The following is a 25083-nucleotide window of genomic DNA, read 5'->3' as shown; positions in this document are numbered from 1 at the left end:
AACTTACAAACTAAATATATCATGAAACAAAACAACCTATGGATAACCGCCCTCGCATTGGGTATTACGTTATCCGCCTTCGGACAGCAGGCCGACAAAGGAATTTCTCCGGAAATGCTGCAACAGATCAAACAATCGTACAAAGGAACTCCTACCGACAAGGCTATTCATAACGCCATCAGTAACAACGACATCAACAAGCTGGCAGTAAATGCCGACAGCAAGAACAATTTCGATACTTACTTCTCTAATAAAGTAAACAGTAAAGGTATTACCAATCAGAAGTCTTCCGGTCGCTGCTGGTTGTTTACCGGCTTGAACGTATTCCGTGCACAAGCGATTGCTAAATATAATATGGGAGATTTCCAGTTCTCACAAAATTATTCCTTCTTCTGGGACCAGTTGGAAAAAGCCAATCTGTTCCTGCAAGGGATCATCGACACACGCGAAAAGCCGATGGATGACAAAATGGTGGAATGGTTATTCAAAAATCCGCTTAGCGACGGAGGACAATTCACCGGCATATCCGATATCTTAGGTAAATATGGCGTGGTTCCCTCTGACGTAATGGTGGAAACCAATAGTAGCGAAAGTACGGGAAGAATGGCCAACCTGATCGGTCTTAAGTTAAAAGAATTCGGCCTGCAATTGCGCGACCAGTCTGCCAAAGGAGCCAAAGTCGCTGCATTGGAAAAAGACAAAACAGAAATGTTGGGAACCATTTACCGCATGCTGGTCCTCAATCTGGGTGAACCGCCTACGAAATTCACCTGGACACGTAAAGATGCACAAGGCAACCCGGTTGAAACAAAAGAATATACTCCTAAATCATTCTTCGACGAATACATCGGCAAAGACCTGACAAACAATTATGTCATGCTTATGAACGATCCGAGCCGTGAATACTATAAGTTATATGAGATCGATTTCGACCGTCACCGTTATGACGGAAAGAACTGGACTTACGTAAACCTGCCGATCGAAGAGATCAAAGAGATGGCTATCGCCTCTATCAAAGACAGTACAATGATGTATTTCTCTTGCGACGTAGGTAAATTCTTCGATCGTGAACGTGGTCTGTTGGATGTGAACTATTACGACTACGGTTCACTGATGGGAACTACTTTCGGTATGGATAAAAAACAGCGTATCCAAACATTCGCCAGCGGATCGTCACACGCCATGACCTTGATGGCCGTCGATCTCGATGCAAACGGTACACCTAAAAAATGGATGGTAGAAAACAGCTGGGGACCGGGTGCTAACAGTGGCCACCTGATTATGACCGACGAATGGTTCAACGAATATATGTTCCGTCTGGTAGTCGAAAAGAAATATATCACTGATAAAGTGAAAGACGTTCTCAAACAAACACCGACCCGCCTTCCGGCCTGGGACCCGATGTTTACAGACGAAAATTAAGAATTGTATTGAAAATACGGAGAAAAACAACCCCGGCAGATTATTGGTCACTGTCGGGGTTATTTTTACTTCTTATCCAGGTTCCTTGTTTCCACAAATACTCCACCCTTGTTTATGATGAGACCAGCCAGTAACGGCTGAAGTCTTTGTCTCATTTTCCCCAATCCGAAGGCTTTGCCCCCATCTGCAATACCAACGTTCCGCCCTTCATCAGGTCGGCATGCATCAGATAACATTTATCGTAAGGATTTCCATTTAAAGTAGCCTGCTGGACATATATATTTTCAGGGCTATTATTGCGAGCTTCAATCACAAATGTTTTTCCCTCAGCATAGTCCGGGTCTAAATTGAAGACGATCTTCTCAAATACCGGACTCGTCAGTTCATACCGCTGATCTCCTGGACAAACCGGATGTAATCCACTAGCCGCCAATACATACCAAGCCGACATCTGTCCTACATCCTCATTACCGACCAATCCCAGCACTGAATTTTTATAAGCATTCCGGCAGATATCCCGTGTCCATTTCTGGGTAAGCTCGGGAGCACCCAGGCGGTTAAACAGGAACGGCACATGGTGAACCGGTTCATTGGCATGGTTATAATATTGATTCCATAGGTAACCTTCGGGAGTCTGTTCAAACATATCCGTCAGATCGGCCAGCACTTTTTCACGGCCGCCCATCATTTGAACCATGCCTTCCACATCGTGTGGAATAAACCAACCCTGCTGGTATGCGTTACTCTCCGTACAACCATATCCTTCCGCCAATCTTCCCTCTTCGGGTAAAGGCTGGAATTCACCTTTATCATTACGTGGCCTGAACCAACCATAATCGGTATCATAGATTGTAGAATAGGTCATAGCTCTGCGGTCGAAATATTCCTTATCGGTATCCTTGTCCAACCACTCAGCCAGACGGGCCATACACCAATCATTGTATGCATATTCCAATGTATGAGAGATAGACCCCGGCGTATATCCTTCTTCGTTATTACCAAACAACCGGGAAGTATTCAAAGCATAACGATAAGCCTTATCTATATCATAAGAACGGATTCCTTTTGAATAGGCGTCACACAAAACGGACAGAGCCGGATTTCCCAACATACAACCGGAATAGGCATTCAACAATTCCCATCGCTCCAGATATTCGTTCCCGCTCTGATCGGCAATCTCCACCAACGAGTTGATCTGGTCATTGATCAGGGTGGGATTAATAATGGTTTGCAAAGGCATCTGGCTACGGAAAACATCCCATCCACTGAAAATAGTCCGTTTAGTGAATTGATCCGTCATATGCACCTGCTTGTCTGCTCCCATATATTCCCCGTTCACATCACTGCAAATCCTCGGGTCGATCATAGTATGGTAAAGAGCAGTATAAAAGATATGTTTTTCCTCCTCCGTTCCTCCGGTCACAGTTATTTTGGACAGAGCATCGTCCCATAACCGGCGACAGTCAGCCAGTGTTGCGTCAAACTCCCAGGCATTCATTTCTGAATGCAGATTCTCTTCCGCATTCTTCATACTGGTAAAAGAGATCCCGCTTTTCATGAGGATTTGTTCGCCCGCATCGGTATCGAATTCGGCATAAAAACCCAAATGCTTTCCGGTCAACGACTTCACATCAGGAATAACGCGGGCATTCCGGACAACTTCATGATAACGTTCGCTCTCGATGTCCTCCCGTTTACGCGTCCAATCGTCGGGAATATCAGCCGACCATACGCCATGCGACCGGAAAGGACGGGAAAATTCAGCATAGAAATAGACTGTGTAATCCGATTTTCCTGCACCATTCCCCCAACCTCCGCCTTCAGGAGGACATTTCATTTCGCCCCTGATCGTATGGTCATTGATCACTTCGACCGCTTGCCAGGTGGAAGTTCCTCCTACCCTGCGTGCCAGGTCTATTTGTATACGAGCCTCTTTACTCTCCGGGAATGTAAAACGCAACATACCGCTATGAGGGAGGGCCGTAGCTTCCGCTTTTATCTGATAATCGGTAAGCATTACAGAATAATAACCGGCAGAAGCCTTCTCCGATGCTTTATCATACCGGGAACGATAACCGTTATCCGGATCTTCCAGCGTACCCGAAAAAGTATGTAACTTACCGACTGTCGGCATTACCAGTAGATTCCCCAGATCGCCATACCAGCCGATCCCACTCATTTGTGTAAAAGCAAAACCTTCAATAGAAGTATGTTCATCACTATAACCGGACCCGTTATCGCCTCCGGTAATCGTATTAGGACTGAGCTGGACCATACCGAACGGAGAGGTTGCCCCCGGAAAGGTCTTACCCAAACCATGATATGAACCTCCCGCCTCCATACTGGTCGAAGCTCCGATAAACGGGTTTACATAAAAGGAAAGAGGATACTCTTCTGGCTGATCTTTCACAGACTTGCAGGAAGATGAAATGACACAGAGAACCACCAAACACAAACGAACTATTTTCACCATATTATTATTGATTAAAGATTAAGAACGGAAGCAAAGATACTATTTCATAAAAAAAGCCACCTCATAATGAGACAGCTTTTTCTTCTTTATACATTATATCTTACTTTCCATATTCTTCATACAGCATTAGCAAATGCGCCGAACTCCAACTGAAATGAGGAGCTTTCAGGCGTGCTCCATTATGAGTATCATAATTTTCATGAATAGGGGCATCTTCCTTTAGTCCCTGCAAGCGGGTAAAGACCTGATCGGTGAAAGCATCTGCTTCTTTTTTATATCCATACTTACGGATGCCGGATATTCCGAAGTAGACCTGATCCAGCCAGATAGGTCCCCGCCAATAACCAGCCGGCATAAACTTCGGATTGTCTGCCGCAATCGTAGGGAAAGGGATATAAGTAGCGAACTTCGTGGTATCGCTGAATATTTTCATGGCAGCAGCAGCCTGCTCCCGGGATGCGATCTCCGTCCACAAAGGTATGCATGCTTCCGTCCCTTCTTCCATAACGTATGTACCATCCAACCGTTTATCAAAGAAGAAGCCGGAGTCGGAAACAAAAAAGTAATCCCGTATTTCCGCCGATCTGTCAGGATCTTCAAAAACTTCTCCGGCGATGGGTGCCAGTTTACCTAATAAGCGATGCTCGAGTGCAAGAAAAGCATTCAGATCGACAGACTCCTGATCCATACTCCATGCACCATCGCTGTTCTTTACCATAACAGCGTCGTCGAAACGGATCGCATTGTCCATACCGCTTTCCCAGGCAGCAGCTTCAAGGGTTCCGTCACAGGCTCCAAACTCACATATACCATTATTGTTATGGTCGCGATGGGTAAACCACCATTTATAATAATGAAGTAATTTGGGATACATCTCTTTTACAAAAGCAGTATCATCCGTTGCTTTATAAATCTCATCTACAGCCCATACTGCCAAAGGAGGCTTACTGTCTCGCGCATTATTCTCGGAGGCATCACTATAAATACAATCGATAATCATACCTTCCGGTGTCTGATAATCAAACATAGTACGTACCTGCTCCTTTGCCAGGTCAGGAGCAAAACGAGCCAAGGCTACTGCATGTTTCCATGAGTCCCATCCCCAAAATCCGACAAAGTAGCCGACAGCATGACTGGGAACGACTCCATCATGAAATAAATCGCCACGTGCACTCCGCCAGTTGGCAATCAAAGTGACTACTGCCTTAACCGCTATCCTGTTATAAACTTCCGGCATGTCGGGACGAAGAACTTTCTGCAGATAGCCTTCCCAACGGGAAGCTGTAGACTCCCTATATTCTACCGGAGAAGCCTGAACAACGGCAGCTCTATGCAATACCGCCTGCCTGGACGCTTCATTTTCAAAAAAAGAAATGACAACATTCGATTTACCAGGAGTAAGCGTTAAAGTTTCATATCCTTTCTCAGACGACAGGATACCCATTTCCGGACTGAATGTCAAAGCAACTCCCTCACCCGAAGGCCAGGTCAGCAAAACCCGGTTCTTATCTGTCGTACAAGTAATATCACCAGGAAGAACCTCTCCGGCAAAACGAAGCAAAGTATTTTGATCGGAAGAACAGGTCAACAGGGCCGTAGATTTATCAACAAAGACCAAACGTTGTTCTATCCGTCCGGTTTCAGAGGAAGAGGACATATATAATTCACCCGGAAAATAAGAGACAGAGTCCGGAGTATACACGACATCCGGATCTTCACCGTCGAAGCGGACTTTTACCAGAGCATCCGAAAGCCACTGACGTTTATTCATATCCAGATGAAAAGGGCCGCAGAAGCCGTTCACCCATTGTTCCTGCCGCGGTAAAGTAAATCCATACCATGCACCGGCATCCGTAAACCAACCCCGGCAACGCGAAGCTGAGTCAGGCGTATAACGAATGTCTAAAATGTTACTGTAATTGTAAGCCGTACCGGATGATACCGGCTGCTGCACAGAGCAACCGCCCCATCCGATGATAGCTATCAATAAAGCACTAATCAACAGTTTGTGTTTCATATCAGCCTCCTTCTAATTTATCTATTCAGTTTAGAAACTTTGATCAGGTCTGTTTGCTTATTAACAGGAATAATAAAGAAACTATACTCTTGTCTGACAGGTGTAATTGTGTATTCCGGATGTGTCTGGGCTCCCCAGGTATTATCTCCGCCAACACCCATTTGCTTGCTGTCGATATTAAGCCAAACCATATCTTTCTTTTCAATGCTACCCCCATGAACATGCTGGATACTGGAAGGTATATATTCTATATCCTTCATAGGGAAATTCCAGGCACTGACGGTCAACGGTTCACAACCGGACTTAACCAGGATACCGTTGCCTGCCTGATCCTGAAGGGCTACCCAACGGACATCCGACTTGTTGGCTGTTTCCTGCGCACGTACATAAGGATGATACTGTTCCCAAACGGAGGCTTTATACAAATCTATATCGGCTCCCGATTTACGGTCCCAGTAGTTTTCCTGCGGGCCACGGCCAAACCAGGTCATCTGATCATAATCGCCTTTCAGTATCATACGCATACCTACCCGGGGTATTTCCGGTAATTGTTTGTCGCCGGGGACAAAAGAGTAAGCAGTCTTTATAATGCCATCAGCATAAACCGTATAGACTACGGAGGTGGATGATTCCTGAAGAGGCATATCATAGGTAACTTTCACGACAACAGACTTTTTATCGGTAGCAATATCAGTAGAGAACGCTTTTAGTGACAATTCATTTCCGGCATTTTTCCACGTTTCACTACGATCACCCAGTTTATTCGCCACATCGTTATCTGTAAGCGGTCGCCAGAAGTTCGGGCGAAGTCCCTCTTTCAGGTAGTTGTTTCCATCTATCATATATTTAGTGATCTCACCGTTCTTCTTTGAAAAAGTAACCGACACAGAAGCTCCATTGATCGTTATATTCTCTGCCTCATCGACAGTAGAAAGAGTCCCGGACAAAACCGGTGCGGATACCGATGAAGAGGCCACTGGTAATTTCCACTGCTCCGAGGCGGCCAGATGTCCTTTTGGAACCAAAGGTGTTTCCTCTCTGGTCAAAGCCGATATATGAAGAAAATACTCAGTACCGGGTTCACCTTGTATAGTAGGTATCCGGACAGGAACTTCTGCCGATTGATGCGGCGCAATAACAGGGACATCCAGTTTGCCCTGATAAAGAGTTTTCCCGTCTGCTTTTACAGTCCATACATAATCATAAACGTCGGAAGATACAAAGTCGTGACGGTTGGTTACTTTAATCAGACCGGATGAAAACGGCACTCCCTCAAAATGCATATACTGATAAATTTTCTTTACCTCCCAAATATGCGGATGCAAACTGCGATCGGCAGCAACCAGTCCATTGGCACAAAAGTTCGAGTCGTTCACAATACCTACAAATCCCATATCACCTCCATAGGCTTGAATATCGTGTCCTTTTTTATCTTTGATGGCAAAAGTCTGGTCCACCCAGTCCCAGATAAAACCTCCCTGCAGATTATCGTATTTATAAATCAAATCCCAATAGTCATTCAGGTTTCCGACACTATTACCCATCGCATGCGCATATTCGCAAAGGATAAGTGGACGAGGCTGGCGTTGGTTTACCCATTGGCGCAACAACCAGACACGGCCATACATCGGACAATAAATATCGGACAGCCCTTTTACGCCTCCGCCTTCATACTGAACCGGGCGGCTGGCATCACGTTTTTTCGTCCAATGATACAAGGTTTCAAAATGCTTTCCATATCCGGACTCGTTACCCAAGCTCCAGGTAATGATGGCTGTGATATTTTTATCGCGTTCCACCATGCGTTCCATACGTTCCATAAAGGGAATATCCCAACCTTCCATATTGGCAAGCGTACCATCGGGATGAGCTTCCATTCCATGTGATTCGATATTCGCCTCATCCACCAGGTAAAGACCATATTCATTACAAAGGTCATACCATTCTTCATAGTTGGGGTAATGACAGGTACGTACGGCATTAATGTTAAACTGTTTCATCAGGCGGATATCTTCTATCATACTTTCCACCGAAATGGAACGTCCTTTATGCATATCGTGCTCATGACGGTTCACGCCTTTTATCAGTATCGGAGTTCCGTTTACCTGCAACATGCCATTTTTCATCTCCACTTTTCGGAAACCAAAACGCTGAACAAAAGATTCTGTCACCCTACCCTGCTTGTCAAGTGTATTTACTACCAGCGAATAAAGATTGGGAGTTTCTGCCGTCCAATGTTTTACACCGGGGAAACGTTCGGTAAAGATGAAGATACTGTCTGTTTTTGCTTTAGCGGTAAACTGTCGGGAAGCTATTTCTTTTGTTCCATCCAACACTTTGAGTTGAACGCCCGTTCCTTTCCCGATCTTCCGGTTGTCCAGCGTCACTTTCACATCCAGAAGACCATCCTGGTAATTATTGGTCAGATCTGCAGATATTTCAAAGTCTTTCACACGTTCCTGCGGACGGGCGATCAGTCTTACATCGCGCTCGATACCACTGTATTTCCAATAGTCCTGCCCTTCCAGATAAGAACCGTCGCTATATCGGTACACTTCAACAGCCAGTGTGTTTTCTCCCGACTTCAAATATTTATTAATCAGAAATTCCGAAGGAAGACGGCTGTCCTCGGCATACCCTACAAAATGGCCATTCAGCCAACAATAATAGGCTGACTCCACGCCTCCAAAGTTCAATAGGATATCCTTTCCCTTAAAATCAGCAGGAACCGTAAAAGTCGTTACATACGAACCCACCGGATTATAGTCTGCCGGCACATGAGGAGGCTCTGCCGGAAACGGATAACGTGTATCTGTATAAATGGGAGCATCAAAGCCCTGAAGTTCCCAGCTACCGGGCACTTCTATATCTTTCCAGCCCGATACATCGTAACCTTCTTCATAGAAAGTAACCGGACGACTGGCTGGATTTTTAGCATAATGAAATTTCCAGGTTCCGTTCAGGGAATAGCGCTGTTCTTTCGATGCATCCCTCTGTAAAGCCCCTCTCTCAGAAGAATAAGGAATAAAATGAGCATGTATCGGTTCGCGGTTGATCTGATTAACCCGTTGATCCTCCCACTCTTTGGGTTGTGCTTGCAAAGCGAGACTCACCAAAAGCGCACTGGCCGCATAAAAAAGATGTTTCATACAAAATTGTTTTTATAAAAAAAGGTGCCTCTCGCATGAGGCGAAGAGACACCCGGTTATAGAAATAGTTGTGTCTATGATACTTTTGTTAAGCTTTCATCAATGAAGCGCATTATTTGTGTTTATTTCCTGGATAGGAATCGGATAGAAGCTATTCTTTTCCGGATTAAAATCACGACCTACGGCCTTCAAGGCTTCCTGTGTCTTTCCCCAACGACGAAGGTCATAAAAACGGAAGTTTTCCAGTGGAAATTCCAGTATGCGTTCGTGTTCAATCTGTTCACGAACCTGTGCTTGTGATGTGCCTTTCATATTCGGCATATCTGCCCGTTCACGAACCTGATTGATCAGGGAAATGGCTTCAGCCGTTTGTCCCAGTTCATTCAATGCTTCGGCTTTCATCAATAATACGTTTGAATAGCGCATCAACGGAATGTTCGGAGCAAAGTAATTGTTTTCCATACCTTCGTAATCGACCGGCATAAACTTCCGGAATGCAGGTTTGTTCTTTCCATCAAACCAATCATCGTAAGTATATCCGTATACACGACCGGCCTCCGGATCATTAAAATAATCGCACTGGAAGAAAATAGTTTCATACAAACGACTGTCGTAACGGCCTGTCGTTGCAATCTGGCCTTCTTTCATATATTCATTCATCAACATCGTGTTCGGAAGGATTTCATCCCAACCCCAGAGTTCGGAGCATCCGATCCAACGGTGAAGCTGTGTTTTATACCATGCACCGTTTGCATCAGACATCGACATCTGCAATTCGAAAATACCTTCTTTGGAGTTTTTATTGCTTCCATCGAACATCGACTTGAAGTCTTTCACCAGATCATAACCCTGCACATTATTAAAAGCATCTACGGCAGCTTTCAATTCTGAATCTTTATTACCTGATTCTTCATAAGCTCTTGTCAGATGTGCCCAACCGATATAAGCATAAGCAGCCCCTTTGGTTGCACGTCCTAACTGATCGGAAGTACGACTTTCCGGCAGTGCGGTTGCCTTGGTTAATTCGCCGATAATGAAATCCCAGGTTTCTTCACGTGTAGCCAATGCTTTATCCAACTGGTCCGTTGAAGAAATATAAGCATCACGAATAACGATTTCTTTCCAGTTCAAAAGAAGTTTCATATGATAATAACCACGTAGGAAATGGGCTTCATTCAAAATGGTATTCCGTTCTTCTTCCGTTATCTTCTCGGTCGGAATATTCGGCACGTTTTCTATAACCTGATTACAGTAGTTTACACCTCTGTAAGCATCCTGCCAATAATAGGTGAACTGGGAATTACCATTTGTATAAGTAAAGTTTGCCAACTCTACCCAGTTCGGATAATTCAATGCATCGGAACCTAAATTAACAATATCCTCGCGGTATGCCTCCACCGGCCATTTTACTTCCGAAAAACCCCAGGTATCAGTAAATGATTCCAACTGGGAATAAGCCGCAGCCAATCCTGCCTCCGCATCTGATTTGTCACGCCAAAAAGAATCGGTAGTCAATTGGTCCGGTGACGATACTGTTAGAAAATCATCGCAACCCGTGATTGCTCCCATTAATAAGAAAGAAGCAACTATATATTTTATCTTTTTCATTGTCTATATGATTTTAAGTAATTTGTAATTAGAATGTAAGCTGCAATCCTACGATATAAGAACGTGTGAAAGGATAAATTTCCTTATCCACACCTGTATTCAATATCTTTTCTGTAGAGAATTCAGGATCGATACCGCTGTATTTGGTTATTGTAAACAGGTTCTCGCCACTTACATATAATCTAAGTTTATCAACAAACAGTTTTTTCAATAATGCTGAAGGTAATGTATACCCGATCTGTAATTGACGCAGGCGAACAAAGTTTCCATTTTCCAGGAAACGGTCGCTTTCACGTGAGTTATTGTTCGGATCCTGCAAAACTGCACGGGGAACACTTGTATTGGTATTACTTGTAGTCCATGCATCTAATGTGGAAGCCAGCATATTGGTACCCGAGCTCATTCCTTCAAAGAAATAACGGTTACCGTTATATAGCTTATGTCCCCAACCGCTACCCAGCAAGAAAGAAAAATCAATGCCTTTATAAGAGAAACCAGCAGAAAGGTTGGCTTCCAGTTTCGGCATACCGGAACCGCAAGACTCTTTATCATCTTCGTCTATCTGGCCATCTCCATTCACATCACGAAAACGGATATCTCCCGGGCGGGCATTCGGCTGTAATAAATCACCATCGGCATTCACATGAGCGGCTACTTCTGCTTCATTCTGGAAGATACCGTCGGCACGATACAGGTAGAAACTAGCAATAGGTTCACCTACACGCGTCTGAGTCGGGAAGTGTTCCGTACCCCATTTCAAACCATCACCATATAAAGCTTGCTTCGGATCTGAAAGTTCCAGAACTTTGTTGCTTGTTGTTGTCAGGTTCAGTCCTACATTATAATCCCAGTCGCCTTTCTTATCAGCCCAGTTGATCTCCATTTCAAAACCGGAGTTACGGATTTTACCAACATTCATCACCGGGTTATTCAGACCTACGGAAGGAGCCAGTTTCTTGGTGATCAGCATATCCTCCGTCTTGTTATAATAATAGTTCAATGCTCCCGATAAACGACCGTTCAATAAACCATAGTCGAAACCAATATTCTTTGTATCGGTTGTTTCCCATTGCAGGTTACGGTTTGCCAATCCGGTAGCTATACTTCCCGGCCATGGACTCGAGCCGTTACCCTGAACAGCACCCATCGACATATCGTTTCCGCTGGTAATCAATGCCTGGAAGTCATAATAGCCAAGTGCTTGCTCATTACCTAAACGTCCCCAGCTGGCACGCAATTTCAAATTACTGATCACACCGTCTTTCGGGAAGAATTCTTCTTCCGTTATTCTCCATCCTAAAGCAACTGATGGGAAAACACCCCAGCGGCTATCTTTACCGAATTTGGAAGAACCGTCTGCACGAACAGTAGCTTGCAACATATAACGTCCGGCATAAGAATAATTTACACGGCCAAAGAAAGAGGCACGGTTATAATCGTATAATGAACCATCGCCACTATAAGTACCGCCTTTACCTGCTCCGATAGTAGCGAAATTAGGATCTAAGAATCCTGACGGTTTCTCAGATGTTACCAACTGTCCGTCTTTTACCTCATAAACAGTTGTTTTACCATCCACCTGTATTTCATTCCAGTTGTATTTACGTATCTGAATAGAATTACCGGCCATTACATTCAGGGAGTGATCTTTGAATTGTTTATCAAAAGTCAATACGTTATCTATCACCTGATCTTCCCAATAATAGGACTTTTCATATTGAGAAGGGTAATCCTGTTTTGCCTTTACGTCTGCCACATAAGCCGGCATGTGACGCTTGTAACGATAATGTTCTCCACGATAAGAGTAAGCGGTTTTGAAGGTAAGCCATTCAGCCAAATGCATCGTCAATGCGGCATTGGCATCCATATTATATGTTTTACCACCACCCTGACGATAAGTATAATCCGCCATCACGTTACGGTTGCTGGGCAGTCCATCATGGTCTGTCAGTCCAAAACCGTATTCTTTCGTATCATCATACACCGAAACCAGTGGAGAAATACCATATACTTCTTTCAGGGAATATTGCGGCTGCTTTTCATCTTTAGCCATAAAAGACAGGTTGGCATCCAAGTCAAATATATTCTTGGTAACAGACAGTTTCATGCGGGCATTATCTTGTTTGAAGCTATTACCCAACAGGACACCTTTATCATCCGAGTGATTATAAGACACCGAATAACGGGCTTTTTCACTTCCACCGCGAACACTCACCTGATAGTTTTGTGTCAATCCGCCACGGAACATTTCGTCTTGCCAGTTTGTATTAGGATAAGAGGAAGGATTAGCCAGGTAGTTTGTTATATAAGCCGGATAATCGACCGTTTTATTCGGATATTGAAGATTATAATTGTCATACATCTGTTTATGTACCTGTACATAACCCTCCGAGTTCAAAAGTTCCAGCCGGTTAGCTACTTTCGAGAAGTTCAGATAAGCATTTACGTCTACCTTCAGATCTCCTTTTTTACCGTTTTTAGTTGTTACCATAATAACGCCATTGGCGGCAGTAGAACCATAAATAGCGGCAGCAGCACCATCCTTCAATACTTCCATTGCAGCAATATCCTGAGGGTTCACATTGCTTATATCACCGGGAAATCCATCGATAATATACAATGGTTCATTATTACCGAAAGATTTCACACCACGTATCTTAACAGAGATTCCCGCACCTGCGTTACCTCCTTTTTTCTGGATACTGACACCGGATACTTTACCTTGTAATGCTTCTGCCGGATTGGTTGTTGCACGGCTCGTCAGTTCTTCCACATTAACCGAAGATATAGCACCTGTTAAATCGCTCTTTTTCATTGTACCATACCCTACAACGATAACCTCATCCAGTTTTTCTGCATCTTCTGCTAATCGGACTTCCAAACGAGGTTGCCCGGTATAAGTAATCTGTTGCGTTGTATAACCGATATAAGAAAAGAGAAGAATATCTCCTTTTTTTACAGACAACTCAAACTGACCATCCATGTCGGTTGTTGCCCCTTCCGTAGTTCCTTTTTTCAGGATGTTCACACCGATGGCCGGTGCTCCGGTTTCATCATAAACAACACCTTTTACATTTACGTTTTGAGCAAAACCTAAAAAGGGTAAAAGGGAAAGGAGCATCAAGACGATCGATGTCCTCAGGAAAGAACCGGTAGTTAACCGGGATTTACATTGCGATATTCCCATGACTGTTTTAATTAGATTAAATTAATAAAGTTTTGCTGCAAGAATAGCTGATTCTTATTCCTTTGTCAATACTTTATCGGCCTATCTAATATCTACATATCTCTGAAAAACGGGAAGTTTTTATCTACATATAAAAACAGAGTGCAATTGATTATCTGATAATTAGCTCATAAAAAGATACTACATCATATACTTTTCATATATTCAGTCAGACTCTCGTCCGTTTCCAGATTCAGATGTTTACGCAACCGGTATCTTGCCATGTTTACCGTCTTCGGGGTCGAGTCTATTACGGATGCTATTTCTTTTGTCGACAAACCTATGCGAAGTAAAGAAGCCAGACGTTGTTCGTTTTTCGATAAATCCGGATGGAGTTTGGAGAGCTTATCGATAAACCGGGCATTTACTTCATCTATTAATAATTCGGTTTCTGTATTCCTTGCATTAAACTGGGATATATAAGCGTTAATACTTCTCAAATGGGCATCCATTTCCGAACCGGATAATTTGTAACCTTCTTTAAGCATCGACTGAATGTTTGCCAGTAAGTCATTACGACTACGTACAAAAAAGGCGAAGTTTGTTAATTCGTGCCGGTTATAGTCCAATTCCTGCTGCGCGGTCTGGGTTTCTACTTCAGCTTGTTGCAGCTTCAAAGCAATCAGCTCCCTCTCTTGCTCTTCCAGCTTTCTGGAAGCTTCCAATATTTGTATTTTCTTTTGTTGGCGGGTGTGGAAAGTAACATATAATAATATAAGTAATACAGCAATGGCAATAAGTATCGCTATAAAACTTTGCATTCTCAGGCTCTTGATCTGAAAGGCCTGTTCCTGAACTATCATTTCATGCTCTTTCGCTTTTAAGCGTTTCTGAATAAGGTTCAGCTCTATCTGTCTCATCTCATCTTTTGCAGACAGGTTCTGTTCCATATCATAAAGATCTTTCAGGTTTGCATAAGCACGGGGATAGTCGTTCATCGCCTCGTGGATCCACGAGGCGTACCGATAATTATCGGTAATCAATTCTTTCGCATTGATTTTACGGGCATATATCATGGCTGTATCCAATGCGGCCAATCCTTTCTTATACTCCTTTGCGTAGAAGTACTGTGTTCCCAAGTTATTATAATTTTCTCCTAAAGACCAAACGGTTCCTAAAGAGTCGTTAATAGCAATCGCCTCCCTCAACATCCGGATTTTTTCATTCGTATCACCTTCATACAAACAGAGGTTATTAAGATTTACAGCAACCAACTTTCTTTCTCCCAACTCTCTGTTTATCTCTAAAGCGGCTTTAAAGTTTTCTTCTGCTTTTCTATTATCCGGCGCAAGTATATAAACCAGGCCACGAGCATTGTAACACATCGCCAGGCTTTTCTGATCATTGGCTTCTTTACAAATATCGATCGCCTTATCGACATATTGAAAAGCAGCATCCAAATCCCCTAACTTAGTATAACACCCCGAGAGTCGCACATAGATATAGGCACTCAGGTTTGGCCTGTCGGAAGGGACATTCTCCAAAGCATTGGTCATAGATTCAAAACCCATATCAAAATCACCCTGATTCATATAAGCTTCTCCCAATGTAGACTGTGCTTTGGCTAAAAGACGCTTATCGTCCTTTTTCTGCGCTTCGGTTATCGCCACATTAGAGTAATAGATCGCTTTGGAAGGATCTATTTTAAGCATTTCTTCTGCCTTACTTATCAAATCAGTGATAGTATCTTCCGTACTATTTTTTTGCGAAGACGCAGACAAACAGATTAACAGACAACATATGGTACTCCAAAGAAAAGCGGTTTCAACTAGTTTTTTCATCTAATCCTGCTGTTTAAATTTCACAAATGTAAATAAATCATGCGAGAATAGAAAAAAGAAGCACAGTTGTGCTGCGTTGGTGATACTACTATACCGGCTGAGTAGCTTACCTATGCCGGAAATCCAGGTCGGTAGTATCGTCGCTTCTCTCCTTATTGCCTACGACCGGGACAATATGAGGAAATAATGAGCCATAGCATATTTACAAGACGATGAAATACTTATTTCTTCTCGTTCAATAGCTTTTCGAGTAAGGCTACTTTCTCTTTTTCGTTTGCCAGCATACGTTCGTATAAGGTGGCATTCTCCTTACTTAGTTCGATGATCTTTTCGACAGGGTGAATCGTTTTATAGTCATTAAATTCAGTAGAATAACCGATATTATTGCTACAACTACCATTTTCATACTCAAAGTTATTATTCTCAATAACTACCGAAACCGGAGTTTCTTCCATATTTTCAATAACCTCCGGTGCGACATTAAGAATAGCCGCTATTTTCACCAGATAATCTTTTCCTATTTCACGCTGTTGTTCCAGCCAGGAAACAAGTTGTTGAGTAACGCCCAGTTTTTCAGCCAATGTCTCCTGCTTTACACCTTCATACCTGCGTATCTTGCTTACATTAGCTCCCTGATGAACTCTAGTATCGTTTATCTTTTCAGTTTCCATGTTATTATCTTATTTAAAGAGTGAAACAAATATATGAACAAATCTCCATATTTCGATGAAGACACGGGATTATAACAAAACATCCGTTCTTTTTTCTCTTTATATGCGTTTGTAAAATACAAACAGTCATTTGTATTTTACAAACGAAATGCTCACAGCCATTCAAAATTATATGCTGTCTTTTGCAAAAAAGATCGTTATGAATAAAATATACACATTACTTCTAATGTCGCTAGCCTTATCTTTTGTGGTATTCTGGAAGAGTTACAAAAAGAAAGAGAAAGAGCCGTTTTGCGTTACTTACCATGTGGCTGTACATACACTGCCTGTACGCAGAATAGTAATTACATACACAGATGAAAAAGGGCTGGAACAGGAAACTTTTACCGGTAAAAGATGGGAGAAAAAGGTTTGTTTATCGCCGGATGGGATTGCTTCGTTACGGATAGATGAGATTTTCGATTCCAAAGATTATTATCCCGGTTACAATACTTTCGAAGAAGAAATGCATGACTCGATAGCTAAAGATTTTATTATGAAGCCACTTTCGATATGGATTGAACATCAAAAGAAAACTGTTCTTAATGCAGGAGACAGGCATTTACGGGTATCTTTACTGGCTTCGGAGATAGATTGAAAGGAATAACAATGCTTTATTATGATGGCGTCTGTAAGGGTGGTTCGCGAATCACCCCTACCAACGACACACATTCATATTATTGTAATCGTTTTGCTTTCTGACGATTTTTACAAACCAAGCTTCTTCAACACCTGATCCGTCGCTCCGGCATTGCCGCTGACGAAATTTCCGGCAGCGCTACCCGAGGCATCCAGGACTTCATGATAAGTAAGCAGTTCGTCCATTTTGTCACAGAAAGCCTGCTTATCTGAAACAGAGAAGCCTCCCCCGACTTTAATCAAGTCGCGAGCTTCTTTAAATTTCTGGTATTTAGGGCCGAATATAACAGGGATACCATAAACGGCAGCTTCCAACGTATTATGTATGCCGGCACCGAAACCACCTCCGATATAGGCAATCGTTCCATAGCGGTAAATAGAAGATAAAAGGCCGAAGCTGTCGATAATCAGACAGTCTTTTCCTTCCAACAAACTTTCATCCTGCATCACATCCGACAGACGTACCGAAGGGCGTTTCAATAACGACTCGATATACATCAGATGTTCGCGGTGTATCTCATGAGGAGCTATAATCAGCTTCATTTCAGGATGTTCGTTGAAGTAAGGGATCAAAATCTCTTCGTCCTGCGGCCAGGAACTTCCGGCCACTAACGTCAGGCTTCTTTTTCCGTCTTTATCATATACGAAATGTTCCACCTGCGACAGGTCGCGAGCTTGCTTACGAACATCCAACACACGGTCGAAACGTGTATCTCCCGTAATAGTCACATTCGTAATGCCGAACTCTTTCAGCAATCCGGCCGAACGGTCATCCTGCACAAAAAGATGGGTGAAGCAATAAAGCATTTTCCGGTATGAGAAACCATACCACTGGAAGAAGAGTTGATCCGGGCGAAATATGGAAGAAATAATATAAACAGGTATATCCCTATATTTCAACTCATGCAGGTAATTTCCCCAAAACTCATATTTGATAAATACGGCAATGGCCGGGTTAGCCAGGTTCAGGAACTTCTTTACCCGGTAAGGCGTATCGAAGGGCAGATAACAAATGACATCTGCCCCGTTATAATTCTTACGAACCTCGTATCCCGAAGGGGAAAAGAATGTAAGTAATATCTTATACTCCGGATGTTCCGCCTTGATTTTCTCCATCATCGGACGGCCTTGTTCGAATTCGCCCAACGAAGAAGCATGAAACCAGATGTATTTTGCATTCCGGTCGATCTTCTCCCGAAGAATGGAATTCGTCTTCCACTGCCCCAGACGCATCATCCGGGCCTTCTTATGGAATGGAGAAATCAACGCAATAATAAATGCGTAAAAGTGGATTGCCAGACTATACATAACTTATTTTAGCACTTCAATCGCTCTTTGAATACGACGAATAGATTCTTCTTTTCCTAATGCTTCAGTAATATCAAAAATATGAGGACCTTTTCCTTCACCGACCAGTGCCAGACGGGTAGCATTCATGATGTTACCTAAATGGTATCCTTTGCTTTCGATCCAGGCCTTTACTTCTTCTTCCGTTCCTTCGATATCGAACGGTTCACGGGTACGAAGCACTTCGATCAACTCAGTCAACTGGGCAGCAGAATCAGCTTTCCAACGTTTCTTGGTTGTTTTCTCGTCATATTCGGTCGGAGCAACAAAGAAGAATGCACAAACATCCCATAATTCTTTAATAAAAGATACACGGTCTTTCATCATTCCGACTACCTTTTCCACATAAGCCGGTTCGGCTTTTACGCCGTGGCTTTCAAGGATAGGCATGAACAAAGCGGCGACTTCTTTATTATCTTTTTTCTGGATATACTGGTGGTTGAACCATTTTCCCTTTTCATAATCGAACTTGGCACCGGCCTTGCTGCAACGGGTAAGATCGAAATATTTGATCAGTTCATCCATATTCATCATTTCCTGATCGTTACCCGGATTCCATCCCAATAAAGCCAGGAAGTTTACAACTGCTTCCGGCAGATAACCACTCTCTCGGTATCCTGAAGAGATATCACCGGTTTTCGGATCATGCCATTCCAGCGGGAAAACAGGGAAACCTAAACGATCGCCGTCACGTTTACTCAGCTTACCATTTCCTTCCGGTTTCAACAACAGGGCCAGGTGGGCAAACTGCGGCATTGTTTCAGTCCAGCCGAAATAACGGTACAGCAATACGTGAAGCGGTGCACTCGGCAACCATTCTTCACCACGGATCACATGAGTGACTTCCATCAAATGGTCGTCTACGATATTTGCCAGGTGATAGGTTGGCAGCTGGTCGGCCGATTTATATAATACTTTGTCATCCAATATAGAAGAATTGATCACCACTTCTCCACGGATAATATCGTTTACATGAATATCTTCATTCGGTTCGATCTTTACACGGACTACATACTGATTTCCGGCATCGATCAACGCTTTTGTTTCTTCAGCAGAAAGAGTCAGCGAGTTACGCATCTGAAGACGTGTCGAAGCGTCATACTGAAAATTGGCGATCTCCTGACGTTTGGCATCCAGTTCAGCCGGTGTATCGAATGCGATATAAGCATGACCATCGTTCAACAGTTGGTCTACATATTCTTTGTAAATAGCTTTCCGTTCGCTTTGGCGATAAGGGCCGTATTCGCCTCCGAAGTTCACACCTTCATCGAACTTGATACCTAACCAGGTAAGAGCTTCAATGATATAGGCTTCTGCGCCGGGAACAAACCGTTGAGAATCGGTATCTTCAATACGGAGAATAAGATCACCGCCATTTTGTTTGGCAAATAAATAATTGTATAAAGCTGTACGAACACCGCCGATATGCAGCGCCCCTGTCGGGCTCGGTGCAAAACGGACTCTAACTTTCCTTTGAGTCATAATTCTTTCATTCTATAATAATGCGGCAAAAGTAGGCCTTTTTTTTCTCTTAATAAACTTTTTTACGTACATTTCGACCTTAAATGAGAAACTTATGAAACTGAAAAACTATAACATACATCCGGCGGTATATTTCATTGTCGCATCACTACTGATTGCTTACTTTTTTCCACGGGAAGGAAAGTTCCGTTATCAATTCTATGAAGGTAAACCCTGGAGATACGGATTACTCACGGCTCCCAGTGATTTTCCGATCTATAAGACCGATGCCGAAGTAGAAGCAGAAAAGGATAGTGTCCTGAAATATTTCGAACCCTATTTCCGTTTAGATGCATCCGTTGAAAATACCGAAGTCGATAAGTTGCGTGCCGATTACACCAACAGGCTGAGCCATAAAGCAACACCGGCCTACATGCACTATATCGAAAACAGTCTCGTCAATTTATACAAGAACGGTATTATCTCATCGCAAGAACTGGATGACCTGAAAAAGAACCAGTACGAACGAGTCAACCTGCTTGAAAATAACGTGGCGCATTCCCGTTATGCCAGCGACTTCTTTACGATTAAGACTGCTTACGAGTTTATTATAAACAATTGCCCGCCGCGCCTGGATAAGTCGGTCTTGCAATCGTGTGATATCAATAACTACCTGACAGAAAACATTTCATACGACAACACGATGTCGGAAAAGGTCAAAGAAGACATGTTGCGCAGTGTGGCTCTTGCCAATGGAATGGTACAAGCAGGAGAACGTATCGTAGACAGGGGGGAAATTATCGACAACCATACATACAACGTCCTCCGCTCACTTAAGATCGTACACGAATCCAAGTCGGGAGGCGCCCAACGCCAAAGTATTATCCTGGGGGGACAATTCGTATTGGTACTGGGGCTTATATTCTGTTTCTGGTTGTATCTCTGGTCTTTCCGATTAAAAATTTTACATAACAGGCGGAATGCTTTGTTTCTTATCCTTTGTATATTTGTCAGTTGCATACTGACTGAATTATGTGTGACCTACGCATTGTTTAATATATATATATTACCTTTCGCAATCGTTCCGATCGTGGTACGAACCTTCTTCGATTCACGCACGGCTTTATTTATTCATCTGGTCATCGTATTGATCTGTTCGCTGATGGTTCCTTTTCCGCATGAATTCCTGTTATTACAGATCATTGCCGGCATGGTGGTCACATTCAGTCTGAAAGACCTGTCGGAACGTTCCCAGCTGATTCGTTGTGCATTCCTGATCTTTATGTCTTATACATTATGTTATATCAGCCTGGCATTATACCAGGAAGCTGATTTCAACAAGATCAACTGGCTGATGGTCCTGTATTTCGGTATTAATTTCATCCTTTTAATGTTCACCTACATTCTGGTATACATGCTGGAAAAAACATTCGGGTATGTATCGAGCATCACTTTGGTCGAACTGTCCAATATCAACACTCCTATCCTGAAAAAGCTGTCGGAAACTTCCCCCGGCACCTTCCAGCATTCGCTGCAAGTGTCTATCCTCGCCTCTGAGGCTGCGGCTAAGATTGGAGCCAATGCCCAGTTGGTGCGTACGGGGGCGATGTATCATGATATAGGGAAGATGGCTAACCCTGCTTTCTTCACAGAAAATCAGAGCAGCGTAAACCCACATAGTCAACTCTCTTTCGATCAAAGTGCCAAAGTCATCATCAATCACGTCACTGACGGCGTCAGAATTGCAGAAAAGGCTTTGTTACCGAAAGCTGTCATCGACTTTATCCGTACGCATCATGGGTTGGGTAAAGCGAAATACTTCTATAATTCATTCAAGAACCAATATCCGGACAGGGAAATCGACGAAGAGACATTTACCTATCCGGGGCCGAACCCGTTCTCTAAAGAAACAGCCATATTAATGATGGCCGATTCAGTAGAAGCAGCTTCCCGCAGCCTGAAAGAACATACGGAAGAAAGTATCAAACAGCTGGTGGACAAGATCATCGACGGACAAATAGCAGACGGACTATTGAAAAGTGCCCCGCTGACCTTCCGGGATGTAGAAACGGTTAAAACCGTCTTTGTCGACAAACTAAAAACGATGTTCCATACACGTATCAGCTATCCGGATCTGAAGAAATAGTTTCCAGCAATCCCTGGCAGGCATCTTCCAGCAAATCGAGTACCAGCTCGAAGCCGGAAGCACCTCCATAATACGGATCGGGAACATAGTCGTATAACTTATTACGGCTATACTCTGTCATTTGATGTATTTTGGCGACCGATTCCAGATCAGGAGCTTTACGCTTCAGGTCGTCTACGTTGCGGTCGTCCATACCGATGATCAGGTCGAAGTCATAGAAATCCGTCGTACGAACCGGACGGGAGATGGAATCCAGTACATATCCCCGACGGGAAGCATGTGCCCTCATCCGTTGATCGGCCTGATCGCCTTCATGGTATCCCATGATACCGGCCGAATCTATTTCGATCTGTTTTTCAAGACCCGCATCCTTCACCAATTTCTTCATCACAGCCTCTGCGGAAGGTGAACGACAAATATTCCCAAGGCATACAAATAACAATCTTATTTTTTCTTGTTTCATAACAATGATATTATCTTTTAGAACAAAAACATCTGTCTTACTTCGAGCAAACCGTCTTGCCATACGATTGGCAAAGTTTTGCCAAGCCTAGTGGCAGAGTACTGCCATAAGTGTGGCAAGACTGTGCCATACCGTTGGCAAAACCCAGTCGTTGCAACAACACAGTAGTGTTACTTCCTTAAGCAGGATCTACATCGTAGTGCACCAACAACTGTTTGAAAGGAAGATAGCGTTGCATTTCCGAATGAATAGACTCCAAGATCTCCCTGACCGGAGCAATCGCTGCCGCTATTTCGATTTTCAGAACAATCTTCTTAATATGAAGTGTTTGCACACGGGTCACCGGCGGCGTAACAGGCCCCAATACACGTTCTCCCAGACGGACGCGCAGCTTCTCGGCATATAGAGCAGACATCTCCTGCAGGATCGCCTCATTACGACTGCGAAGTACGAGCACAATCAACCTGTAATAAGGCGGATACCTGAACATACTGCGTTCGCTGAGTTGCAAACCGACCATTTCTTTATAGGCAAAATGCTGCACCATACGTATCAACGGATGTTCGGGTTGCGAGGTCTGCAAGACAACCGTCCCCTGCTTGTCCCTTCTTCCGGCACGTCCACTTACCTGCACCATCAACTGGAATGCCCGTTCATGCGCCCTGAAATCCGGATAGTTCATCAGGTTGTCGGCATTCAGTATACCTACCACACTGACATTTCCGAAGTCCAGTCCTTTCGATAACATCTGGGTTCCGATAAGGATATGCGTTTTACCTTTCTCAAAGTCGGCAATGATCCGTTCATAGGCTGTACGGGTACGGGCTGTATCAAAATCCAACCGCTCCACTTTTGCCGACGGGAACAGGGAAGCAATCTCCTCCTCCACCTTTTCCGTACCAAAACCCATCATCTTTAATTCCGTGCTCTGGCATTGCGGACAATGAGGCGGTAACTGAATCTTATAGCCACAATAATGACAAACCAGCTGATTATGATATTTATGATAAGTCAGGCTGACATCGCAATTTACACAATGGGGAACCCAACCACAACTTTTACATTCGATCAACGGAGCAAATCCACGGCGGTTCTGAAAAAGAATAGCCTGTTCGCCACGGGCCAGAGCCGTGTTTACTTTCTCTACCAATAATGGAGAGAAAAGCGTATCCTTCATGATCTTTTTCCGTTTCAGTTCTTTGATATCGACAGAGATAATCTCTGGCATCAGGCAGTCGCCAAAACGTGTAGTCAGTTCAACCAAGCCATATTTGTCGGAAGTAGCATTAAAATAGGAATCGATCGAAGGCGTAGCCGATCCTAACAAGGTCTTGGCCCCGTGCATGCCGGCCAGCACGATCGCCGCATTACGGGCATGATAGCGGGGCGCCGGATCCTGTTGCTTATAAGTATTCTCATGTTCCTCGTCTACAACGATCAATCCGAGATCCTTAAACGGAAGGAAGAGTGAAGAGCGTACTCCCAATACCAGCATAGGACCATTCCCATGCAATAATTTATTCCAAACCTCTACCCGTTCGTTATCCGAAAATTTAGAATGATACACCAACAGTTTATCGCCGAACAATTTTGCCAACCGTTCGGTTATCTGTGTCGTGATAGCTATTTCGGGCAGCATGTAGAGCACTTGCCGTCCCATCTTCAATACCTCATCGATCAGCCGGACATAGATTTCCGTCTTGCCACTCGAAGTAACTCCATGAAGCAGGCAAACTTCCTTCGAAGTAAACACGTCATGTATTTCGCTATAAGCCTTCTCTTGTGCCGGACTTAACGGGCTGAGGGGTTGCAGGCGGCAGACCGGCACCTGTAAACGCCCCACTTCTTTTTCATAACTTACCAGAACACCACGCTTCAAGAGTCCATCCAGGATCGTGGAAGAGCAACCACTACGTTCCAGCAACTCCTTCTTAGAGACTTCCTGAACCAACGCCGGATTCAAGGCATGGCTCAGATCCAGATAGCAAACTAATAAAAGTTCCTGTTTCTTCGCCCGCTTAAAATCAGAAAATACGACCTGTAACCGTTCTTCCGTAGCATATTCTTCCGATAAGCGAATGAAGGTTTGCATCTTCGGGACAAATCCCCGTTTCATTTCCTCACTCACCACTACCGCTCCACGGACCATCAGGGAAGCAACTACAGGAACCACATTACGGAGTCCTGTCTTTTTCTCCAGTTCCGACACAGTCAGTTTCAGGACACCGGTAAAAGCGTCCAGTACCGATTGTTCATTCGGCCTCAAAGGACCATCAGCCTCAAAATCGGGATTATAGGTGACAGCCGTTTCGCTTTCCAGCTTCAAGCCGGAAGGCAAGGCTGCTTTATAAACATCCCCCAGTTTACACATATAGTAGGATGAAATCCATTTCCAGAAACGAAGTTGCGGACGACGCAATACGGGAGTCGCATCCAACAAGGCATAAATCTCTTTCGTTTCAAAGTCCGTAGCCGGCTTACGTTCATGCACATCCATCACAATAGCCGTATAATAGCGCTTCTTACCGAAATGGACGATCACCCGGCAACCGGGAATGACAGCAGTCTCCAGATCGGAAGGAATACTATAGGTATAGCTATTCTCTAACGGAAGGGGCAATATGACATCTGCGTATTTCAT

General features: G+C 43.8%; 14 protein-coding genes. 3 read left to right on the top strand and 11 right to left on the bottom strand.

Features of this window, described 5'->3' with window-relative positions; all coding sequences use genetic code 11:
• The first annotated feature begins 21 nt into the window (after nucleotides 1-21).
• On the top strand, nucleotides 22-1422 hold the full coding sequence (locus QZ076_RS11505) for a C1 family peptidase (RefSeq protein ID WP_293713458.1): 1401 nt from the start codon (nucleotides 22-24) through the stop codon (nucleotides 1420-1422).
• A 151-nt stretch (nucleotides 1423-1573) separates the two neighbouring features.
• On the opposite strand, the gene QZ076_RS11500 is transcribed toward QZ076_RS11505, so the two are convergent.
• The 7 genes from QZ076_RS11500 to QZ076_RS11470 all read right to left on the bottom strand — a co-directional run bounded on the left by QZ076_RS11500 (nucleotide 1574) and on the right by QZ076_RS11470 (nucleotide 16347).
• Nucleotides 1574-3895, bottom strand: coding sequence for a GH92 family glycosyl hydrolase (locus QZ076_RS11500; RefSeq protein WP_293713457.1), 2322 nt, complete (start codon nucleotides 3893-3895; stop codon nucleotides 1574-1576).
• Between the two features lie 100 nt (nucleotides 3896-3995).
• The gene (locus QZ076_RS11495; RefSeq protein ID WP_293713456.1) at nucleotides 3996-5912 is read right to left on the bottom strand and encodes a glycoside hydrolase; all 1917 of its coding nucleotides are present in this window, start codon (nucleotides 5910-5912) and stop codon (nucleotides 3996-3998) included.
• Nucleotides 5913-5929: 17 nt separating this feature from the next.
• The gene (locus tag QZ076_RS11490) at nucleotides 5930-9061 is read right to left on the bottom strand and encodes a glycoside hydrolase family 2 TIM barrel-domain containing protein (protein ID WP_293713455.1); all 3132 of its coding nucleotides are present in this window, start codon (nucleotides 9059-9061) and stop codon (nucleotides 5930-5932) included.
• 99 nt (nucleotides 9062-9160) lie between these two features.
• Complete coding sequence (locus QZ076_RS11485) at nucleotides 9161-10669, bottom strand: RagB/SusD family nutrient uptake outer membrane protein (RefSeq protein WP_293713454.1); 1509 nt, start codon at nucleotides 10667-10669, stop codon at nucleotides 9161-9163.
• Nucleotides 10670-10697: 28 nt separating this feature from the next.
• Nucleotides 10698-13856: a TonB-dependent receptor gene (locus QZ076_RS11480; protein ID WP_293713453.1), complete on the bottom strand. Its 3159-nt coding sequence runs from the start codon at nucleotides 13854-13856 to the stop codon at nucleotides 10698-10700.
• A gap of 185 nt (nucleotides 13857-14041) precedes the next feature.
• On the bottom strand, nucleotides 14042-15676 hold the full coding sequence (locus QZ076_RS11475) for a tetratricopeptide repeat protein (RefSeq protein ID WP_293713452.1): 1635 nt from the start codon (nucleotides 15674-15676) through the stop codon (nucleotides 14042-14044).
• Nucleotides 15677-15897: 221 nt separating this feature from the next.
• Nucleotides 15898-16347, bottom strand: a complete 450-nt coding sequence (locus tag QZ076_RS11470) for a helix-turn-helix transcriptional regulator (protein ID WP_293713451.1) — start codon at nucleotides 16345-16347, stop codon at nucleotides 15898-15900.
• 199 nt (nucleotides 16348-16546) lie between these two features.
• Here QZ076_RS11470 and QZ076_RS11465 point away from each other — a divergent pair, with 199 nt between their 5' ends.
• On the top strand, nucleotides 16547-16984 hold the full coding sequence (locus QZ076_RS11465; RefSeq protein WP_293713450.1) for a hypothetical protein: 438 nt from the start codon (nucleotides 16547-16549) through the stop codon (nucleotides 16982-16984).
• A 110-nt stretch (nucleotides 16985-17094) separates the two neighbouring features.
• Here the strand turns inward: QZ076_RS11465 and QZ076_RS11460 are convergent, their stop codons facing one another.
• Both QZ076_RS11460 and gltX read right to left on the bottom strand, forming a co-directional pair.
• Nucleotides 17095-18333 (bottom strand): glycosyltransferase N-terminal domain-containing protein, encoded by a 1239-nt coding sequence (locus QZ076_RS11460; RefSeq protein ID WP_293713449.1) that lies wholly within the window; start codon nucleotides 18331-18333, stop codon nucleotides 17095-17097.
• A gap of 3 nt (nucleotides 18334-18336) precedes the next feature.
• Nucleotides 18337-19854, bottom strand: coding sequence for a glutamate--tRNA ligase (gltX, locus tag QZ076_RS11455; RefSeq protein ID WP_293713448.1), 1518 nt, complete (start codon nucleotides 19852-19854; stop codon nucleotides 18337-18339).
• A 94-nt stretch (nucleotides 19855-19948) separates the two neighbouring features.
• On the opposite strand from gltX, the gene QZ076_RS11450 reads away from it, so the two are divergent.
• Nucleotides 19949-21979 (top strand): HDIG domain-containing metalloprotein, encoded by a 2031-nt coding sequence (locus QZ076_RS11450; RefSeq protein ID WP_293713447.1) that lies wholly within the window; start codon nucleotides 19949-19951, stop codon nucleotides 21977-21979.
• Here the strand turns inward: QZ076_RS11450 and QZ076_RS11445 are convergent.
• Entirely contained in the window at nucleotides 21954-22442 is a 489-nt protein-coding gene (locus QZ076_RS11445) for a low molecular weight protein-tyrosine-phosphatase (protein ID WP_293713446.1), read from the bottom strand. The genes QZ076_RS11450 and QZ076_RS11445 overlap by 26 nt on opposite strands.
• Before the next feature lie 178 nt (nucleotides 22443-22620).
• Nucleotides 22621-25083 (bottom strand): primosomal protein N', encoded by a 2463-nt coding sequence (gene priA / locus QZ076_RS11440; RefSeq protein WP_293713445.1) that lies wholly within the window; start codon nucleotides 25081-25083, stop codon nucleotides 22621-22623.

Origin of the sequence: uncultured Parabacteroides sp., assembly GCF_905196875.1 — a bacterium.
Lineage (GTDB): Bacteria > Bacteroidota > Bacteroidia > Bacteroidales > Tannerellaceae > Parabacteroides.
The sequence above is the reverse complement of the archived record's forward strand: the minus strand, read 5'-3'. Positions and strand labels throughout refer to the sequence as shown.

What these genes read in the sequence shown, in the direction of transcription:
- QZ076_RS11495 (WP_293713456.1), bottom strand. Translation starts at nt 5,912, where the DNA reads ATGAAACACAAACTGTTGATTAGTGCTTTATTGATAGCTATCATCGGA.
- priA (WP_293713445.1), bottom strand. Translation starts at nt 25,083, where the DNA reads ATGAAATACGCAGATGTCATATTGCCCCTTCCGTTAGAGAATAGCTAT.
- QZ076_RS11465 (WP_293713450.1), top strand. Translation starts at nt 16,547, where the DNA reads ATGAATAAAATATACACATTACTTCTAATGTCGCTAGCCTTATCTTTT.
- QZ076_RS11470 (WP_293713451.1), bottom strand. Translation starts at nt 16,347, where the DNA reads ATGGAAACTGAAAAGATAAACGATACTAGAGTTCATCAGGGAGCTAAT.
- QZ076_RS11480 (WP_293713453.1), bottom strand. Translation starts at nt 13,856, where the DNA reads ATGGGAATATCGCAATGTAAATCCCGGTTAACTACCGGTTCTTTCCTG.
- QZ076_RS11490 (WP_293713455.1), bottom strand. Translation starts at nt 9,061, where the DNA reads ATGAAACATCTTTTTTATGCGGCCAGTGCGCTTTTGGTGAGTCTCGCT.
- QZ076_RS11485 (WP_293713454.1), bottom strand. Translation starts at nt 10,669, where the DNA reads ATGAAAAAGATAAAATATATAGTTGCTTCTTTCTTATTAATGGGAGCA.
- QZ076_RS11460 (WP_293713449.1), bottom strand. Translation starts at nt 18,333, where the DNA reads ATGTATAGTCTGGCAATCCACTTTTACGCATTTATTATTGCGTTGATT.
- QZ076_RS11445 (WP_293713446.1), bottom strand. Translation starts at nt 22,442, where the DNA reads ATGAAACAAGAAAAAATAAGATTGTTATTTGTATGCCTTGGGAATATT.
- QZ076_RS11450 (WP_293713447.1), top strand. Translation starts at nt 19,949, where the DNA reads ATGAAACTGAAAAACTATAACATACATCCGGCGGTATATTTCATTGTC.
- QZ076_RS11505 (WP_293713458.1), top strand. Translation starts at nt 22, where the DNA reads ATGAAACAAAACAACCTATGGATAACCGCCCTCGCATTGGGTATTACG.
- QZ076_RS11500 (WP_293713457.1), bottom strand. Translation starts at nt 3,895, where the DNA reads ATGGTGAAAATAGTTCGTTTGTGTTTGGTGGTTCTCTGTGTCATTTCA.
- QZ076_RS11475 (WP_293713452.1), bottom strand. Translation starts at nt 15,676, where the DNA reads ATGAAAAAACTAGTTGAAACCGCTTTTCTTTGGAGTACCATATGTTGT.
- gltX (WP_293713448.1), bottom strand. Translation starts at nt 19,854, where the DNA reads ATGACTCAAAGGAAAGTTAGAGTCCGTTTTGCACCGAGCCCGACAGGG.